We start from the raw sequence: 18,386 nt of genomic DNA, 5'->3' as shown, positions 1-18,386 counted from the left end.
CCTCGATCAGACGCTGGCCATCAGCGGGGCCTGTGCTACCTTTTCGCTTGGGACGTACCTGCCGGAGCGGCGCTCGAAGAGCCGCACGATCGCCCAGGCGATGAGGCAAAGTACCGAGTACAGCACTGCCAATACGAGGTAGGTTTCGAACTGATACTGGTTGTAGTCGCGCTCCATGACGAGATGGGCGGTCGCCATCACGTCAGCCGCGCCGATGTACATGACCAGAGCCACGTTATGGATGAGGTAGATGATCGAGTTTCCGTAGCCAGGAAGCGCAATATGCACCGCCTGCGGCGCGACGACGCGCACCAGCTTCTGCTGGAACGTATAACCGAGGCTGTCGGCCGCGTCATGCTGGCCGCGCTCGACAGCAAGAAAGGCCGGACGCATGACTTCCGACAGATAGCCACCGTGATAGAGGCTGAGGCCCAGCATGGCGGCGATAGTCGGTGAGACGAAGTCGTCGATGCCGAAAACGCCGACCAGCACCGGAAGACCATAAAAGGCGACGAACAGCTGCAGAACGACCGGAACGCTTCGCGCGTAGGACACGTAGAGGTCGGCCAGCTGGCTGACCACCGGGATCCTGCGCACGCGGAACGTCGTCGTCATCAAAGCCAGCACGAAGCCGGCGACCATGGCCGTGAACGTGATCGCAAGCGTCAGCGGCAGCGCCGAGAGCAGCTCGGGGATCATGATGGATAGGTCCACTTGGGAACACTCCTTCTGTCAGTCAGGGGCCTGGTCGCCGGCTTCGAAGCCAGGCGTTACTTCATGTATGTGGTGATGTCCTCGCCGAACCATTTCTGCGAGAGCTTGGCGAGCGTGCCGTCGGCCTTGAGCTCCTTCAAAGCCTTGTCGATGCCGTCGGCGAGCGCCTTGTTCTCTTCCGAGCGATGGATCAGCACGAAGGTGTTGTTGATCGCGACCGGCTCGCTTGCCTGGACGTTCAGCTTCTGCTGGTCGATCACGGTCTGCTCGCCGAGATTCGACGGCAGGACGAGCGCGTCATACTTGCCGTTCTCGACCTCCTTCAGGCGATCCGGATAGGGAATGCCGGCGCTCGAAGCGGTGATTTCGATCTTGTAGTCGGGATTCTTTTCCTGCCACGCCGTAGCGAACTTGTAGATGCCGCCACCGGCCGTCACCGGCACGATCTTCTTGCCGACCAGATCCTTCATCTCCTTGATGCCGCTGTCCTTGCGGCTGTAGATCTTGATCAGGCTGGCGCCGATCGGCGCTTCCGGAATGAGGAACTGCTTTTCGCGGGCTGGCGCACGATAGTAGCCGCCGGTTGCGATATCGTACTTGCCGGTCGCAAGGCCCGTCTCCTGCGCGATGTCGGCAGCACCTTCCATTACGAACTTGTACTGCGGCAGCTTGGCGTTGATCGCCTTCAGGACGTCGGGCTCGTAACCCTGCGGTTCGACGCCGATCGCGCCCCAGGATAGCGGCTTCGATTCCGCCGCGGTGGCGATCTTGATCGTTCGAACGTCCTCGGCGAAGGACGCGGTTGCGAACGCGATCGCGACGCCTGCTACGGCGAGACCGAGACCACGGCGCGAGATTGAACTCATGGAAGTCATTTCAGGCATCCTTTCTTACTGGATCGCGCGTTCGGAATTGAGAAACTGAGCGAGGCGCGGGTTGGAGGGCGTGTCGAAGATTTCGGACGGACTGCCGTCGGCTGCGACGACACCCCGGTCCATGAAGACGATGCGGTTCGAGATGTTCTTGGCGAACTGCATCTCGTGCGTGACGAGAAGCGAGGTGATGCCGGAGGACGTGACATCCTTGATCACCTTGAGAACCTCGTTCACGAGCTCGGGATCGAGCGACGAGGTCGGCTCGTCGAAGAGCATCACATCGGGTTTGACCGCCAGCGCTCTGGCGATGCCCGTTCTCTGGAGCTGCCCGCCGGAAAGCTGCGACGGATAGTTGTCGAGCTTGTCGGAAAGCCCCACCCGCTCAAGCTCCTGCAGCGCAATGGCGCGGGCTTCGTCCTTCGGCTTGCCCTGCACGACAACCAGCGGATCCATGACGTTCTGGATAACCGTCATGTTCTTGAAGACGTTGAACTGCTGGAACACCATAGCGGTGCGCAGACGGATCGCCCGAACGGCGGTCTTGTCCGGCCGCGCGAAATCCATCCTGATATCGTCGAAGGATATCGTTCCGGATGCCGGCTTCGCCAGGTGGTTGATGCACTTCAACAGCGTCGTCTTGCCGGTTCCGCTGGGACCGATGATCGAAACCACGTCACCTCGTTTCACCGAGAGATTGACGCCATTCAGGATCTGGGTGCGACCGTAGGACAGCTTCAGGTTCTTGATCTCAAGCATTTCGGATCTCAGGTCCTTTCGGAAGATAATTCGGGAAGCGCTTCGGTCTCGGCATCGAACCACTCGTCGCCGAGAAGTTCCGGCGTGTCGAAGGCCTGGAGGTTTGCAAAGTGCTTCTCGCGGTCTTCGACGAAGAGCGAACGGACGACGCCGCGCGCCAGGCGGTCGGCGCCCTCGCTGATTGCAGGGATGTCGCCTGTGAGCTTGCCGTGGCTGAGAGTCGCCGGGAAGTTGAAGCAGTGAATCTTCGAGAGAACCGGGCAGGAACCCGGTTCCCTCTCAAGGAAATCGAAAGCCTCGCCAAGATCCGGCGATCCTTCAAGCTCCGCATTGGCCATCCCGGCCGGCGTCGGGAAGCGGTCGCGCCAAAGTCGGATATGGGGTTCGAAAGCAGCCAATTCCGGCCGATTGGTCAGATCGATCTTGAAGCCGGTCCCGAAGATCAAGAAGTCGAGGGGGTAGCTGGCCTTCGACGTCGTCACGACGAGCTGGTCGCCGTCCTGCTGCAGACCGGTGATCGGGCTTTGGAGATGAAGGTGGGCCTGCTCGAAGGCGCTGACGCGCAGCACGCTCGCACGCGGCGGCGGCGTCTGCTGGCTCATGGCATAGTCGAGGAAGCGCCACTTCCATTCGTCCGGCAGTCCGGCGAAGCCATGGACGACGCCCTGGCTGCCGATGCCGGTGAACTTGTTGATCCGCGGCAGTTCCTTGCGGCGGACGAACATGTCGAGCCGGGCGGCACCGGCTTCGAGCGCGGTCGCGGCATTGTCCATCGCCGACGCACCCGCACCGATCACCCCTACGCGCTTGCCGCGCAGCGCTGCGAAGTCGATCGCATCGGCGGTGTGCGCCCAGAACCTGCGATCGATATTTTCGGCGATGCCAGGCACGAAGGGGCCGCCCAGACCGTCGCGGCCGGTTGCGAGAACCACGTGGCGGGCGATGATCGTTTCCGTGCGGCCATTCTCGCTGCAGGCGAGGTCGAGCATGCCATCGTCGCGCGGCAGGATCGCATCGACCGAGACGCCGTTGCGCACCGGCAGTTCGAGCACCTTCCGATACCAGATCAGGTAGTCCATCCACGTCTCGCGCGGCGCCCGGGCGAGCGCCACCCACGCCGCGCTGCCGAAGCGCGCTTCATAATAGGCCCGGAAGGTGAGCGCCGGCAGGCCCATGGCGGGTCCGGTAAGCTGCTTTGGCGAACGAAGCGTACGCATCCGGGCGAAGGTGACCCACGGCCCTTCCTTCCCGGCGGGTGCCTTGTCGAGGACGACATGGTTGGCGACGCCAAAGCGCTTCAGCATTCCGGAAGCGACGAGGCCTGCCATGCCGCCGCCGATGATGACGACGTCGATGACTGACTGGCCATCAATTTCGCGGGCGGGAACCCACGCCTTGGCAGGCAGTTCCAGCCAGGCGAGGTCCTGGCGAAGACGCGCTTCGAGGGCGTCAAGATTATGAGGATGCGTGGAAAGGTCGCTCATGCCGGCGTTCCTTCGGAGATCGCAGCCTGCCCGTAGACAGTGTCCGCCAAGGTTTCGATGCCATTCGCCTCCAGCAGGCGGCAGCCGGGCATCTTCAACGCTTCGAGCCGCGCGGCATCGATTACGGCGGCGACTGTCGGCGCGAGCGGCAACGCCGCCGCCGAGATCGCACCGAACAGGAACGGAATGGCCTGGTCGAGCACGCGCATAACGATGCCATCCAGAGGCACGCCGCAGACGGTCGCCGGCTCGACGATGGCAATGCCAAGTCCTGCGCGCACCAACGAGAGCGCAGTCAGCGAGGCGTTGACGTCGATGATGCGATCCGGCGCCACCCCTGCCCGTTCCAGCGCCTCGTCGACGCGATGACGAAGCCGATAGGGGTTCGCGAGCGTGATGATGCGATGCTCCGCGAGATCGGCCAGGCGAACGACCTCGTTCGCAGCCAGAGGATCGTCGGCGCCGATGGCGATCACGCACGGTGCTTCAGCGATCCAGTGGATGTCGAGACCAGGATGTTCGAGCGGCAGGCTCGATATGCCAAGATCGGCCGACCGGGCGAGAACCGCCTGCACGATGTTTTCGGCGGCAAGCGCCTGGACGTGGAGATGACGCGGGATCAGGTCGAGCGAGACGGCCGCCAAAGCCTGCGGCAGGATTCCTGCGGCAAGAGACGGCGTTGCCGCGATGGTCAAGGTCGCGGGCTCGTCGAGACCGATCGCTTCGGCCCGTTCGCGGATGTGGGTCAGGCTGGCGAGATGACGTTCGACCTCGGCATGGAAGCGCAGACCGCGCGACGTCGGCTGGATGCGCGGACCGCTTCGGTGAAGGAGCGCATAGCCCAGATCGGCTTCCAGGTCCTGGATCTGCCGCGTCACGGCCGGCTGCGAACGGCCGAGCAGCCGGGCTGCGCCGGTGACGCTGCCAGCCGACATCACCGCCGCAAAGGCTTCGAGCTGCCGGATGTCGATCGGGTTTTTATTCATATTCAACATGAACCACCGCCATCCATGCTTTTGGAAGCATGAGCTTCCCATAATTTGAGCGGATAGTAGATAATTATTTCGCATGGATTGCAAGCCTTCATGCTATTTTGACATAATGAACTTCAGACCTACCTAATGCTCTCCCGCGAGATGAAAGGAGCCTGCCTTGACGCTCATCGAAACTCTTGCCGCCGTCAGACCCGGCTCAGCCCTTGCCGAGGCCATAGAAAAACGGGCGGAGATCCTGCGCCTCAGCGAAGCCGCCCACGACGCAGTCCTTCTTCCGCGTGATCCCGGTGGCCTGTCGTATGGCCTCAGGGCGGCGCTTGCCGCGCGTATGGCCCGTCATAACCACAACGAAAAACTGGCGCAGCACTACGACGAACTGGTCAAACGTGCCGCCGAGGCATCGACAGCGCCGCTCGCCAGGCCAGGTACTAGCGCAACCGATGAGCGCATCGCAGAGATCGTCCGCCATGCGGACCGACTGACGGTCGCGCCGCGGGAAGCGACCCGCGACCACATAGAAAGATTGCGCCGTGCGGGAATGACCGATGCCGACATCGTCCGGCTGTCGGAGCTTGCGGCCTTCGTAAATTATCAGGCTCGGGTCATTGCGGGGCTGGCGCTAATCGGAGGAAGACAATGAGCGAAGTCGTCCATACCTTCACCACCCAGGTTCCGCGCTGGCAGCCTTACGTCATTCCAGTCGATCTTGAAACTGCGACGGCCGAGCAGCGGGAGGCAATGCAGGTCACGCCCTCCAACAAGGGCATCTCCCCCTACGTCCTGACGCTTGCGCACGACCCGGAATCTCTCGCTGTCCGCTCACCCCTGTTCAACCTGATCATGTACGGGAAGGACGGGCTTTCACCGGGAGAACGCGAACTAGGCGCCACTGCTGCTTCCGTCGTCAATTGCTGCGTCTACTGCGCCGCCGTCCACGCCTCCCGGTTCATCAGCCATACCAAGCGGACTGACGTGATCGACGCCATTTTCGCCGATGGGCTCGACGCCGAACTCGATGAGCACCTTCAAACCATCTTCGATTTCTCCGCCCATCTGTCGACGACGCCGCCGGAAGCAACGCAAGCTGACGCCCAGGCGCTGACGGACGTCGGTCTTTCAGAGCTTGAGGCCCTGGACCTCGTGCTGTCGTCCGCCATATTCGGCTGGGCGAACCGCCTGATGCATACGCTCGGCGAACCAGTAAAGGACTAAACATTTCCGGGTTAGCTTGAAGCATTCTGTTGGATTCGGCGTAGGCATCACCGCATGCGCATCAGGTCCACTGCGCGATTGCTGATGATTGCTTCCATCGAAAAATAGCCGGTCACTGTCGCAAGATCGAAGTTCGTTATCAGCTTCTGGTAGAAAGCGTCATAGCCCGACATGCCTTTGGTGATGACCTTGATCAGGTAGTCCCAGTCGCCGCCTATTCGGTAGAAATCGACGACTTCCGGCATCCGGTCGACGTGCTTGCGAAAATCTTCCGACCATTCCTTTGAATGGTGACGAGTTCGGATCATGACGATCACCGTGAGATCATAACCGAGCGCTTCGAAATCGATGGAGGCGCGCGATCCTTTGATGACACCTGTCGCATAAAGGCGCTGCAGCCGGCGCCAGCAAGCATTCTGCGACAGTCCGACCTGCTCGGCCAAGTCACGTTGAGAAAGCGAAGAATCCCGCTGCATGCACGTCAGAATTCTCAGATCAATTTCGTCGATTTTTAAATTGTTGTCGATCATATGACCCAATCTTGTCCCATTCGTCCAAAAAATCGGTGAAGTTTTCGACGGTGATGCAGATTAGAATCGTTGTCAAATCCTTCGCGGAGAATGACGATGCACGAACTGGCTGCGCGCTATCCATCAAAAGAACTCTCCACTGTTCTCGGCAAGTTCAAGAGTGATCTCAACCGAGATGACCCCATCGGCAGGTTCAGGGCGGGGCTGATAGGCTCAAAGGCGAAGGTCGACGGCCCGTTCGGCCCCAAGGACCTCGTCTATGCCGACTATGTGGCTTCGGGACGCGCCCTCAGACAGATCGAAGAATTCATCCTCGAAGACATCCTTCCCTACTACGCGAACAGCCATACCGAGGCGTCCTACTGCGGAGGGATGATGACCCGGCTCCGACGGGAAGCCCGTTCAATCATAGGAGAGCTCTGCGGTGCTGATCGACAGCATGCCGTCATCTTTGCCGGATCCGGCGCGACGGCGGGCCTCAATCGCCTGGTGAACCTGCTGGGCGTCGCCGATGCGATCGCGGCCGGCAAAAGCGTGCGCATCGTCCTCGGCCCATATGAACACCACTCGAACATCCTGCCTTGGCGCGAGAGCGGAGCGGAGGTCATAGAGATTGTCGAGGGCAACAACGGTGGTCCCGATCCGGTCATGTTGCAGAAGGCCCTTGAGAACGCCCCTGCAGATTTGACCATTTGCTCGTTTTCTGCCGCATCGAACGTCACTGGCATCCTGACCGACGTCCCGGCGCTCACGAAGATTGCAAAGGCTGCAGGCGCCAAAGTCGTCTGGGACTACGCCGGGGCCGGACCATACGTGCCGATTGCGATGACGCCCGACCATGGTGTCGAAATTGACGCGATCGTCGTGTCTCCTCACAAGTTCCTGGGCGGCCCAGGGGCCTCCGGCGTATTGGTCGTGCGGCAGGACGCGGTGGTGACGAGCAGGCCATCCTGGTCCGGTGGCGGCACGGTGAAATTCGTGTCGCCCACGAGTCACGATTACAGCGACAGCCTGGAGTCTCGGGAGGAAGCGGGAACACCCAACGTCATCGGCGACATCCGTGCGGCTCTCGCCTTCCTGGTCAAGGATGCGATCGGACTTGATGCAATCAAGCGGCTGAATGACGAGTACACGCGGCGCGCCTTCACCGCGTGGAAGGACGTTTCGGAGATCGAACTGCTTGGCTCCACCTCGATCGCACGCTTGCCGATCTTTTCGTTTCGCGTGCGCGATGGCAAGGGTGGCTACATCCACCAGCAATTGGTCACCCGCATGCTCAGCGACCGGTTTGGCATTCAGGCACGTGGCGGCTGCGCCTGCGCTGGTCCCTACGTGCATCGGCTGCTTTCGATAGACACCCGGACGTCGCAACGCATGCGGCAGGCGATCTTGGCTGGCAACGAAATCGAGAAACCCGGATTCACGCGGCTCAACTTGAGCGTCCTGGCATCGGACCAAACGGTTGCCTTCATCCTGGATTCGGTCGCGCAACTCGCGCGGGACGCATCGGCCTATGTCGCGCTCTACACCTTCGATCCGGCGCGCGCGATCTTCTCGCCGGTCGCGTCCCTTCGACGGGAGGCGGTCTGTGCGTAGACCCGATGTCGCCGCCTTCTTCGACCCGCGTACCTTCTCGATTCAATACGTGGTCAGCGATCCGCAAACCAAAGCCTGTGCGATCATCGATCCGGTTCTCGACTTCGACGAGAAGTCAGGATCGACGACGACCCACAACGCCGAAATGCTGTTGGACCACATTCGGAACCAGGACCTGCGCCTGCACTGGATCCTCGACACGCATCCGCATGCCGATCACCTTTCGGCCGCCGCCTATCTGAAGGAGCGGACCGGCGCGCCAACGGCGATCGGGAGCCGGGTCACGGATGTTCAGAAAATCTGGTCGAAGATCTACAACTGGCCTGATCTTCCCGTCGACGGCAGCCAGTGGGATCGGCTCTTCTTCGACGGAGACACCTTCTCTATCGGGAACATCGAAGTCGGCGTCATGTATTCGCCCGGCCACACCCTTGCCTCGATCACCTACACGGCAGGCGACGCCGCGTTCGTTCATGATACGGTCTTCATGCCGGACAGCGGCACTGCCCGTGCGGATTTTCCAGGCGGTAGCGCCAGGTCACTCTGGTTGAGCATTCAGAACATCCTGACGTTACCCGGCGATACGCGCGTCTTTGTGGGACACGACTATCAGCCCGGCGGCCGGCAGCCGCTCTGGGAAAGCACAGTGGAACGTCAGAGGGCGGAAAACATCCATGTTGCGCGATGTGCTTGCGCCGACGCGTTCGTCACCCTTCGGGAGGCGCGTGATCGCACGCTGCCAATGCCGAAGCTCATACTTCATGCGCTGCAGGTCAACATCAACGGCGGCCGGCTACCGGAACCCGAAGAGAACGGCCTTCGCTACCTCAAGCTCCCGATGGGTGCCTTTCAAGGTTCCGTCTGGTCCTGAGCAACCCGATTACGGCACCTCGGCCGCTGACTGAACATTCTGTGCTCAAGCAGGATCCTGAGAAATGGCGCTAGATCTTTTTCAATACGGCATGGGGACCCTCAGCGGCGCCTTGGTTGGCTTCACCCTCGCCCTTTTGGGCGGTGGCGGCTCCATCCTTGCAGTCCCGCTTCTTGTTCATGCCGTAGGACTGACCGACGCCCATACCGCCATTGCCACCAGCGCGGTTGCCGTTGCTTCGAATGCGTTGATCAGCCTGGTCATGCACGCGCGCCGAGGAACGGTGATATGGCGGTATGCGGGACTTTACTGCGCGACTGGGATCGTCGGGGCGCTGCTCGGAGCATCGATCGGAAAGATGCTCGATGGGAAGCATCTGCTTTTGTATTTCTCCGGGCTGATGATCGCCATCGCCATCTTGATGCTGCGTCGAATAAGCGTCGCCAGCGAAGATACCTGTATCTTCGAACGTCGGAACACCACCAAGGTTCTTGCGATCGGTGGTGGGAGCGGCGTCATCTCCGGCTTCTTCGGAATAGGCGGCGGCTTCCTGATCGTCCCCGGCCTGGTGTTTTCCACCGGAATGCCGACGATCAATGCGGTGTCGACCTCTTTGCTCGCGATCGTGGCGTTCGGTTCGACTACGGCTGCCACCTATTCCATCTCAGGTCTCGTCGACTGGCCGCTGGCCGCTGTCTTCATCGCGGGAGGTGCGGTCGGCGCCGTCCTCGGCTGCAACCTTGTGCACCGCCTTAGGCCCTATCAATCTGCGCTCAACAGTGTTTTTGCGGGCGCCATCCTCACCTTCGGCATCGCCATGGCGTGGAGCACCCTCCTCGGATAGCTCGCCATTAGCCCACAACTTATCAACTTGATCTATCCCCTCCGGGGGGATAGGAAAGGCGTTTCGAACCTGGAGCAGGCAATGCTTTCGACTATCAAGGAATTGTTCGATTTCGGCTAAGCGGGCCAGGCGCATTCGCACGCCCACGGCGCGCACGGGCACTCGCATGGTGAAGGCGGCCACGGCCATACGCACGGCGTCGTTGACCCGAGCATCGCCTCCTCGGAGCGGGGCATCTGGGCCATCAAATGGTCGTTCGTCATTCTGGCGATCACTGCGGTGCAGCAGTTCATCGTCGTCTTCTATTCGGGCAGCGTCGCGCTTCTCGCCGACACCATCCACAATGTCGGCGACGCCGCGACGGCCATTCCGCTGTGGGTCGCCTTCTCGCTCGTCCGTCGGGCGGCGACGAAGACTTTCAACTATGCGGCCGGGTCGAGGACTACGCCGGCCTCATTATCGTTCTCATCATTCTCTTCAGCGCGCTCGTTGCCGGCTACGAAGCGATCGACCGCCTCTTGAATCCGCAGCCGATTACACAGCTCGCCGCGGTCGCAGTCGCGGGCGTCGTCGGCTTCGTCGGCAATGAGGCAGTCGCGGTGTTCCGCATCAGGGTGGGTCGCGAGATGAACAGCGCAGCGCTGATTGCCGACGGTTACCATGCGCGCACCGACGGCCTGACAAGTCTTGCGGTCGTGCTCGGCGCGATCGGCGTCTGGCTTGGTTTCCCGCTCGCCGACCCCATCGTCGGCCTCATGCTCACGCTGGCGATCTTCGGCATCGTGTGGCAATCCGCGAGGGCCGTCGTCACCCGCAGCCTGGATGGCGTTGAACCGGGGATCACGGACGAGATCCGTCATGCAGTCGAACACGTCAGGGGTATCGACGAGGTCGTCGATGTAAAGGCCCGCTGGCTTGGCCATAAGCTCTTCACCGACGTGGTGATCGCAGTCGATCGGTCGAAGACCGTTTCGGAGGCGAACGCCATAGCGACCGCCCTGCGCCGCGAGTTGCAGGGACATCTGCCCTCGCTTGGAAACGCCACCATCCAGTTCGACGACGGCGGCGCGACCCCGGCTGCGGCTTCCGCGGCGCCCGAGCATCATCACCGGCCGGCGCATGCCGCACGCGGCCATCATCACGCGCCCGCCCCGTTCACGGTGAGTTCCCGATTGGCGACCGGACTGCTGGAGATTGTCGACACGCCGGAAGGCAAGCGTATGCGCCTTTCGATTTCGAAGCACGCCAAGGGACTCGAGGCCGTGGTGGAGATCGCCCGTGACGGCGGCGTCGAACGACTGCCGCTTCTTTCTTCGCCGACCGATCATCATGCTCTGATGAGCGCCATCGCCCCGGCCGAACCGCACGAGTTCGACGCCGTGCTGAAGCTGATGGTGGGCGTCGAGATCGACGATCTTCCCTTCCGGATGCAAGAGCCTGAAGGCCACCATCATTGACTTGTCCCGGGGGCGGTCGTCGGCGTAAGGTCAAGCCGCCTTCCCCTCGGAAGGATCGAGAACATGGACACGATGAGCGAACCGCACACCCACGCCACCCATCCGGAGATCGTCAAGCGCCTGAAGCGGGCCGAGGGCCACCTCCGAAGCGTCATCGCGATGATCGAGGGCGGCAAGCCGTGCCTCGACATCGCGCAGCAACTCTCCGCCGTCGAGAAGGCCATCGTCAACGCCAAGCGCACTCTGATCCAGGACCATCTCGACCATTGCCTCGAAGAAACCGTCGGCGCCCTCCCCTGCGATAAGCGACAGTCGATCGACGAGTTCAAGGCGATCACGAAGTACCTCTGACGGCATGGCCGACCTGCTGGCCTATCTGGGATTGTTCGCGACCGCCTTCGGTGCTGCGACGATCATGCCGATGCAGTCGGAAGCCGTACACGCGCGCGCGACGGCCGGTCTGGCTGATTGGCCTCGTGCTCGTCGCCGTTGCCGCGGTCGAGATAGTGAACTGGCTGAACGCGTGATGAGGATCAGAGCAATGCGAAGACTTCAGACTATACTCGTCTCGGCGGCGATTGCCTTCGTGCCCCTCACCAACGCCCTTGCCGAGGATGCTCTGCCTCCGTTCAACCGCTTCGCCGACCGCTGCCTGGACCGCGGGCCGCAGTATGATCGCGCAGCCGCTCTCGCCCACCGAAACAAGTGGCCGTCGCTTGCTGCCGACATGGTGTTGAGCATTCTACCACTTTCGGAACCCGTGGCATTCGACGGCTGGATCACCGGGGCGGGCAGCGCGGCGCCATTCGAAGCCCTGGTCGTTGGAAGGGCTATGGTCGGCGAGAAGGCTGTCGAGAGCTGCACGATGGCCTTCGCCGGGACCGACGCCGCGGGCTTCGAGCACAGTCTTGTTTCGACAAGAGCGGCAAAACCGTCCGGCGAGCAGAATGGTGAAGGACGTATCCGGAAATTCTTCACGATCGAGCGCGATGGGTTGAAAGAGGCGGTGACGCTCGATCTTCCCATCTACCCGAACGGCAGCGACGAGGTGCTCGCGAGCGTCGTCGCCGAGCAGCAAACCGAGCACTAACCTGTCCCGATGACAAAGCACTGAACATCGGGCGGTAACGATATTTCGACCGAACCCTTTCCCTGCCATTTCAAACCTCTATGTTGACGGTTGGACGAGCTAAACCCCTACTGCGCGCATCTTTTCAGGCGCGCAAGAAATGCTGTAGAACATTGAATTGCTGCCGTTCACACCGGCGCGGCGGGCGATAGGGAAGCGGTTTTGAATGGGAAGCGTCGGCAACGGCTGGCCGAGAGGCGGCGGCAAAATCGGTGAATTGTTGCGGCATTCGGCCTTTGACGCCGCCGGTCTCGGACCGGTCGAAAGCTGGCCTGCTTCTCTCAAGCATATCGCCGAAATGGTATTGAATTCGCGCCAGCCGAAATTCGTCGCCTGGGGTCCGGATCTCGCCTTTCTCTACAATGACGCCTACGTGCCTGTTTTCCCCGACCGGCATCCTGGCGCACTCGGAAGACCCTTTCGCGAGGTTTGGGCTGATATCTGGGAACAGTTTTCGCCGATCGTCGCCAGCACGCTTGAAGGCAGGCCGCAGCTGTTTAAAGAGCTGCTCATCCCGATGCGCCGGGACGGCCGCACCGAGGATACCTGGTTCACCTTCTCCTATACGCCGCTGCGCGACGATGACGGCGCCATCGCTGGCATCCTTTGCGCCACCCTCGACGTCACCGACCAGGTCGCCGCCAAGCGCGGCGAGAAGCTGGCGCTGGAAGAACTGCGCGCCAAGTCGGAGGCGCTTGCAGTGGTCAACCAGGCGGGCGCCGCTATCACTGTCGAGCCCGATGTCGAACGTCTCACCCAGATTGTCGTCGATGCCGGTGTGACGCTGACAGGCGCCGAATTCGGCGCCTTCTTCTACAATGTCGATGACGGCGAGGGCGGCAGCTACATGCTTTACGCGCTCTCCGGCGTCGACCGGAAGAACTTCGATAAATTCCCGATGCCACGCAATACGAAGGTCTTCGAGCCGACCTTCAGCGGCGAAGGCATCGTGCGCTCCGACGACATCCTGCTCGACCCGCGCTACGGCCAGAATCCGCCGCATGCCGGTATGCCGAAAGGGCATTTGCCGGTCAGGAGCTATCTCGCCGTACCGGTGAAATCGCGCGACGGCAGCGTTATCGGCGGCTTGTTCTTCGGCCACGGCGAACCCGGCCGCTTCTCTCAAGCGGCCGAGGCGAGCCTCGTCAGCCTTGCCGGCCAATCGGCCGTCGCAATCGACAATATCCGGCTGTTCCGTGCCGCCAAAATCGAAATCGATCAGCGCCGCCACATGGAAGATCAGCTGCGCAAACTCAACGAAATGCTCGAGGTCCGGGTCGCGGCCGAGATCGCGGATCGCCAGCAGGCCGAAGCAGCGCTCCAACAGTCGCAGAAGATGGAATCGATCGGCAAGCTCACCGGCGGCGTTGCCCATGACTTCAACAATCTGCTGCAGGTGATCTCAGGCAATCTGCAGCTTCTCGGCAAGGACGTGGCCGATAACGGCCGGGCCAGAGAGCGCATTTCGAATGCGCTTGCCGCCGTCGAACGCGGCTCGCGACTGGCAAGCCAGCTGCTCGCCTTCGGCCGCCGCCAGGCGCTGGAACCGAAGGTCGTCAATATCGGCCGCCTGGTCACCGGCATGGACGACATGCTGCGTCGCGCGCTCGGCGAGGAAATCGAAGTCGAGACCATCGTCTCCGGCGGCCTCTGGAACACCTTCGCCGATCCGGCCCAGATCGAGAACGCCCTGCTCAACCTCGCGATTAACTCGCGCGACGCGATGGATGGCGTCGGCAAGCTGACGATCGAGGTCGGCAACGCCTTCCTCGACGATTCCTACAACCGCACCCATCCCGAGGTGAAGGCCGGCCAATATGTCGTGCTCGCCGTCACCGATACCGGCTCCGGCATGACGCAAGAGGTAATGGAGCAGGCCTTCGAGCCGTTCTTCTCGACGAAGCCGGAAGGCAAGGGCACCGGTCTCGGCCTGTCGATGGTCTACGGTTTCGTCAAACAGTCCGGCGGCCACGTAAAGATCTACAGCGAGATCGGCGAAGGCACGACCGTCAAACTCTACCTCGCCCGCTCTTTTCGCAGCGAGGATCGCGCCGCGGCGGCTGACACCATACCGGCGACCGGTGGAACCGAAACCATCCTTGTCGCCGAGGACGACGAGGGCGTTCGCGCCACGGTCGTCGAGATGCTCTCGGATCTCGGCTATTACGTGCTGAAGGCGAAGGATGCGCACAGCGCCCTCACCGTTATCGAGAGCGGCGCCCATATCGACCTGCTCTTTACCGATGTCGTCATGCCCGGCCCCTTGCGGAGTCCGGAGCTTGCGCGCATGGCGCGACAGCGCCTGCCCGACATCGCCGTGCTCTACACCTCGGGCTATACCGAAAACTCGATCGTCCATGGCGGCAGGCTCGATCCGGGCCTGGAGCTGCTCTCCAAACCCTATACGCGCGAGGAGCTCGCCCGCAAGATCCGCCAGGTGCTCGCCAACCGGCCGCAACGCCACCAGGCAGAGGCCAAGGCGCCGGTGTCCAATGCAAAGCAACCTGATCCAAAGGTTCCCGGCACGGCCGGCAGGCTGAGGCTGCTGCTGGTGGAAGACGATGCATTCATCCGGATGGACACTGCAGAAATCCTGCAGGACCTCGGCTACGACGTCATCGCGGCCGACAGCGGCGAACAGGGCGTTGATATCCTTGGCCACACGCTCATCGACGTCATCGTCGTCGACGTCGGCCTGCCCGGCATGTCGGGCTCGGCGTTTGCCGCCAAGGCGCGGGAAGCCTTTCCGTCCGTCGGCCTGGTCTTCGCCACGGGCGACAGCGACCCGCCTGACGCCGATCGCTTCTTCGGCTCAGTGCTGCTGACGAAACCCTACACCAGCGCTGCGCTCGACCGGGCGGTCAAGAGCGCCGTCGAGCTTTCCCAAGCTGAACCGCTCTAACCCGCACCGTCGAACTCGGGATATTTGCGCATCAGGTCGACCTCGCTGGTGCAGCTGTCGTCGCGCGCCGTCAATTCGATTGAGATCGTGGCGGCAGGATCGAGGCGCCCGTCGTCATGATGATTGCCATCGTAATGACTGCCGCCATTGTGATGGCTGCCGCCATCGTGATAGACCGGAATGCGGGCGCCGCTCTGGCTGACAAGCACGGCATCCCTCTTGAAACCCCTCTGCAGCAGCCAGTCGCGCGGCGCCATCAGGCGGATATCGACCTCGTAGGAATGTCCCTTCCCTTCCTTGAAGCTGACGGTGTAGGTAACCGGCGATACTTGGCCGTTCACGTCGATCGCGCCGTTTCCATCGGCTATGACGATGTGTTTTTCCATGTTCTCGATTCCTTGCTGCATGCGGGCTTAAGCAGGCTCACCCATCGGAAACCTGAAAAAACCGGCTTTTGTTCCGAAATCTGGGGCAATGACCCTGTCGGGAACTTTTGCCCTCGGCACCGGTTGGATTCTCTTACAAATCGCGTTCGAGCGCTTTGCAAACCACAGGAGGCGAAGATGCCGCGAGGAGACAAATCCGACTATACCGACAAGCAGAAACGCAAGGCCGAACACATCGAGGAGAGCTATGAGGATCGCGGCGTCTCCGAGAAGGAGGCCGAACGGCGCGCCTGGGCGACGGTCAACAAGGAAAGCGGCGGCGGCAACAAATCCGGTTCCGGCCGCGGCAAGAAGGATACGCATGAATCCTCCAAAAAGGGCGGCCGGGCCGGCGGCGCTGCATCCGCGGCACGCTCGAAGGAGGAACGTTCCGCTTCCGCCAAGAAGGCGGCCGCGACACGCAAGCGCAACGAGCACCATAGCCACCACTAAGCATGTGCCGAAGGGTGTGAGCGGTCCCTGGCGGCATCATGCTCCAACTCTGTAATCGAGGATCGGCAGGCGTCAGTCTATCGCCAGCCCATCCGGCAAAGGGATTTTCGCCATGGCCAAATCGAAGAAGAAATGGTCGCAGGATGTTGCCGAGCACAGCAACGCGATGGATCTCAAGGAAGGCGTGTTCAAATCGGACGATCCGAAGAAGATCGCCCGGTCGATCAAGCGTTCCGCCGAGGAGAGCGATCGCCGCAAGTCGAGCCCGTTTCGTGCCGCCATGTCGATGCTGACCTTCTACATCAACCGCGCTGGCGAGCAGCTGTCGAAAAAGCGGCGCGGCACCCTTGAAAAAGCCAAGGACGAACTGCGAAAAGACTTCGGTCGTCAACCGAGGCATTGAACATGGCATATGAGCTTTATTATTGGGACGGCATTCAAGGCCGTGGTGAATTCGTGCGCTTGGCGTTGGAAGAAGCCGGAGCCGACTATATCGACGTCACACGTCAGCCCGGCCGGGGAACAGGCGCCATGCTCGAGATCATGAAGAGCGAAGGCGAGTCGCACATTCCCTTCGCTCCGCCCTTCCTGAAGGACGGCGACCTTCTTATCCCGCATGTCGCCAATATCCTGTTTTACCTCGGGCCGAAGCTCGGCCTTGCGCCGGAGGACGAAAGCCTTCGTTATGTCGCCAATGGCCTGCAGCTCACCATCACCGATTTCGTCGCCGAAGTGCATGATACGCACCACCCGATCGACCTGTCGCTTTATTATGAGGACCAGAAGCAGGAAGCCAAAGGCCGCTCGGCCGCCTTCATCCGGGACCGCATTCCTAAATTCCTCGGTTATTTCGAGCGTGTGCTGACGCGAAATCCGCAAGGTCCCAATTACATCGTTGGCAGTGCCCTCACCTATGTCGACCTCTCGCTCTTTCAGGTGATCGAGGGCCTCACCTATGCCTTTCCCAAAGCGATGAAGAGGAGCAAGGCCGAATACCCCGCTCTCCTTGCCCTGCATGATGCGGTGGCGAAGCGTCCGAACATCGCCCGCTATCTCGCCTCCCCTCGCCGCCTCGCCTTCAACGAGGAAGGGATTTTCAGACACTATCCGGAGCTGGACGCCGCTAGCTGAAGAGATCCCTCGCTCTCGTGTATGAGGAAATCAAGAAGCCTGTTTTCTTCGGCCCGCAAGCCCCGCAGCGGCTCGTTGCCGCCTTCGATCAAAGGATGATCATTGCCGGCGAGCGCGATGATGGCCGGATGGATATAGCTCGAGCGTGAGATCGCCGGCGTATTGTGCAGCGCCTCGGCCGCAGCCTCCGACATTTCCTTCACCGTCGGCCGCCCGCCGCCGACGATCCTTTCGCGGGCGACCCCGAAGGCCGCCAGCGATCCGGCCCAGGTGCGGAAGGTCTTGGCGGAGATCGGAATGCCCGATATTTCGGCCAGATAGGCATTCAGCCGGCCGGAGTCGACCGGTTTCAGCACGCCGCTTTCATCCTTCCAGACGAAGAGCTGGCGGCCGGGAAGGTCGGAAATCTCTTCCAGGATTTTCTGCAGCCTGGGATGCTTGAGACTGCGCTGGACGCGCTTGCCGCCCTTCGCGCGAAATTTGAGCTCGATCCGCCCGTCGACGATTTTCAGATGCCGCTTCAAGAGCGTCGTCGCGCCATAGGTGCCGTTCTCCCTGACATAGGCCTGATTGCCGACCCGCAGATGCGCCTCGTCGAGCAGCGTCGTCAAAGCCGCCAGCACGCCGTTGACATCCTCGGCACCGGTGTCGAGATGCCGCAGGACGGTGCGGCGGATCTTCGGCAGCGCCTGACCGAATTCGATCAGTTGGTAGAATTTTCCGGCGCTGCGGAACGATTGCCAGTCCTTGTGATAGCGATATTGTTTGCGCCCGCGCGCATCGATGCCGGTCGCCTGCAGATGGCCGTTCTCGTAGAGACAGATCCAGACATTTTCGTAAGCCGGCGGCAGGCCGAGCGCACCGATGCGTGCCCGCTGCAACTCATCGGAAAGGGTCGTACCGTCAGGCATCACATAGCTGAAGCCCTTGCCTTTCCTGCGTCTGCGGATGCCCGGTTCGGTATCGCTGACATAGATCAGGCCAAGTTCGGTAATGGCTTCGGCATTCATGC

The 18,386-nt window shown here is 61.5% G+C and carries 19 protein-coding genes and 2 pseudogenes; 13 read left to right on the top strand and 8 right to left on the bottom strand.

The window, feature by feature from the left end; all coding sequences use genetic code 11:
• Positions 1-6: 6 nt before the first annotated feature.
• From GGD53_RS11830 to GGD53_RS11810, 5 genes are read right to left on the bottom strand one after another with little or no spacing between them, the layout of a single operon-like run.
• Positions 7-714 carry an amino acid ABC transporter permease gene (locus GGD53_RS11830; RefSeq protein WP_184456068.1) on the bottom strand — a complete coding sequence of 236 codons (708 nt, stop codon included), beginning with the start codon at positions 712-714 and terminating at the stop codon, positions 7-9.
• Between the two features lie 56 nt (positions 715-770).
• On the bottom strand, positions 771-1,589 hold the full coding sequence (locus GGD53_RS11825; RefSeq protein WP_064808395.1) for an amino acid ABC transporter substrate-binding protein: 819 nt from the start codon (positions 1,587-1,589) through the stop codon (positions 771-773).
• A 15-nt stretch (positions 1,590-1,604) separates the two neighbouring features.
• On the bottom strand, positions 1,605-2,345 hold the full coding sequence (locus GGD53_RS11820) for an amino acid ABC transporter ATP-binding protein (protein ID WP_184456067.1): 741 nt from the start codon (positions 2,343-2,345) through the stop codon (positions 1,605-1,607).
• An 8-nt stretch (positions 2,346-2,353) separates the two neighbouring features.
• On the bottom strand, positions 2,354-3,829 hold the full coding sequence (locus tag GGD53_RS11815) for an NAD(P)-binding domain-containing protein (RefSeq protein ID WP_184456065.1): 1,476 nt from the start codon (positions 3,827-3,829) through the stop codon (positions 2,354-2,356).
• Positions 3,826-4,815 (bottom strand): LysR family transcriptional regulator, encoded by a 990-nt coding sequence (locus GGD53_RS11810; RefSeq protein ID WP_432443148.1) that lies wholly within the window; start codon positions 4,813-4,815, stop codon positions 3,826-3,828. Before GGD53_RS11810 ends, GGD53_RS11815 begins: the two co-directional genes overlap by 4 nt.
• A gap of 166 nt (positions 4,816-4,981) precedes the next feature.
• On the opposite strand from GGD53_RS11810, the gene GGD53_RS11805 reads away from it, so the two are divergent.
• The gene (locus tag GGD53_RS11805; RefSeq protein WP_184456061.1) at positions 4,982-5,464 is read left to right on the top strand and encodes a CMD domain-containing protein; all 483 of its coding nucleotides are present in this window, start codon (positions 4,982-4,984) and stop codon (positions 5,462-5,464) included.
• A complete protein-coding gene (locus tag GGD53_RS11800) occupies positions 5,461-6,036 on the top strand; it encodes a peroxidase-related enzyme (RefSeq protein WP_184456059.1) in 576 nt (191 codons plus the stop codon). The genes GGD53_RS11805 and GGD53_RS11800 overlap by 4 nt, the downstream gene beginning before the upstream one ends.
• Positions 6,037-6,083: 47 nt before the next feature.
• On the opposite strand, the gene GGD53_RS11795 is transcribed toward GGD53_RS11800, so the two are convergent.
• Positions 6,084-6,566 carry an Lrp/AsnC family transcriptional regulator gene (locus GGD53_RS11795; protein WP_064808386.1) on the bottom strand — a complete coding sequence of 161 codons (483 nt, stop codon included), beginning with the start codon at positions 6,564-6,566 and terminating at the stop codon, positions 6,084-6,086.
• A 96-nt stretch (positions 6,567-6,662) separates the two neighbouring features.
• Here GGD53_RS11795 and GGD53_RS11790 point away from each other — a divergent pair, with 96 nt between their 5' ends.
• From GGD53_RS11790 to GGD53_RS11755, 8 genes and pseudogenes are all read left to right on the top strand, one after another.
• The gene (locus GGD53_RS11790) at positions 6,663-8,162 is read left to right on the top strand and encodes an aminotransferase class V-fold PLP-dependent enzyme (RefSeq protein WP_184456057.1); all 1,500 of its coding nucleotides are present in this window, start codon (positions 6,663-6,665) and stop codon (positions 8,160-8,162) included.
• A complete protein-coding gene (locus tag GGD53_RS11785) occupies positions 8,155-9,033 on the top strand; it encodes an MBL fold metallo-hydrolase (protein ID WP_184456055.1) in 879 nt (292 codons plus the stop codon). The genes GGD53_RS11790 and GGD53_RS11785 overlap by 8 nt, the downstream gene beginning before the upstream one ends.
• A 64-nt stretch (positions 9,034-9,097) precedes the next feature.
• Positions 9,098-9,877: a sulfite exporter TauE/SafE family protein gene (locus GGD53_RS11780; protein WP_184456053.1), complete on the top strand. Its 780-nt coding sequence runs from the start codon at positions 9,098-9,100 to the stop codon at positions 9,875-9,877.
• Between the two features lie 279 nt (positions 9,878-10,156).
• Positions 10,157-11,334, top strand: a pseudogene (locus GGD53_RS11775) (cation diffusion facilitator family transporter).
• 63 nt (positions 11,335-11,397) lie between these two features.
• Positions 11,398-11,685 (top strand): metal-sensing transcriptional repressor, encoded by a 288-nt coding sequence (locus GGD53_RS11770; RefSeq protein ID WP_432443145.1) that lies wholly within the window; start codon positions 11,398-11,400, stop codon positions 11,683-11,685.
• Positions 11,686-11,689: 4 nt separating this feature from the next.
• Positions 11,690-11,852, top strand: a pseudogene (locus GGD53_RS31665) (DedA family protein); the annotation flags it as partial.
• Positions 11,853-11,875: 23 nt separating this feature from the next.
• The gene (locus tag GGD53_RS11760) at positions 11,876-12,424 is read left to right on the top strand and encodes a hypothetical protein (RefSeq protein WP_184456168.1); all 549 of its coding nucleotides are present in this window, start codon (positions 11,876-11,878) and stop codon (positions 12,422-12,424) included.
• Positions 12,425-12,629: 205 nt separating this feature from the next.
• A complete protein-coding gene (locus tag GGD53_RS11755) occupies positions 12,630-15,365 on the top strand; it encodes a hybrid sensor histidine kinase/response regulator (protein ID WP_184456051.1) in 2,736 nt (911 codons plus the stop codon).
• On the opposite strand, the gene GGD53_RS11750 is transcribed toward GGD53_RS11755, so the two are convergent.
• Positions 15,362-15,751 (bottom strand): hypothetical protein, encoded by a 390-nt coding sequence (locus tag GGD53_RS11750; protein WP_184456049.1) that lies wholly within the window; start codon positions 15,749-15,751, stop codon positions 15,362-15,364. The two genes, GGD53_RS11755 and GGD53_RS11750, sit on opposite strands and share 4 nt — an antisense overlap.
• Positions 15,752-15,928: 177 nt before the next feature.
• Between GGD53_RS11750 and GGD53_RS11745 the strand changes: the two genes are divergently transcribed.
• From GGD53_RS11745 to GGD53_RS11735, 3 genes are all read left to right on the top strand, one after another.
• On the top strand, positions 15,929-16,243 hold the full coding sequence (locus GGD53_RS11745; RefSeq protein ID WP_184456047.1) for a plasmid stabilization protein: 315 nt from the start codon (positions 15,929-15,931) through the stop codon (positions 16,241-16,243).
• 112 nt (positions 16,244-16,355) lie between these two features.
• Positions 16,356-16,646, top strand: a complete 291-nt coding sequence (locus GGD53_RS11740; protein ID WP_184456045.1) for a DUF3175 domain-containing protein — start codon at positions 16,356-16,358, stop codon at positions 16,644-16,646.
• A 2-nt stretch (positions 16,647-16,648) separates the two neighbouring features.
• Entirely contained in the window at positions 16,649-17,374 is a 726-nt protein-coding gene (locus tag GGD53_RS11735; protein ID WP_184456043.1) for a glutathione S-transferase family protein, read from the top strand.
• Here GGD53_RS11735 and GGD53_RS11730 read toward each other — a convergent pair.
• Positions 17,347-18,384, bottom strand: coding sequence for a DNA topoisomerase IB (locus tag GGD53_RS11730; RefSeq protein WP_184456041.1), 1,038 nt, complete (start codon positions 18,382-18,384; stop codon positions 17,347-17,349). The genes GGD53_RS11735 and GGD53_RS11730 overlap by 28 nt on opposite strands.
• Between the last annotated feature and the right edge of the window lie 2 nt (positions 18,385-18,386).

It is taken from the genome of Rhizobium aethiopicum (assembly GCF_014197535.1).
GTDB lineage: Bacteria > Pseudomonadota > Alphaproteobacteria > Rhizobiales > Rhizobiaceae > Rhizobium > Rhizobium aethiopicum_A.
This window is presented reverse-complemented; position numbering and strand designations above follow the sequence as displayed.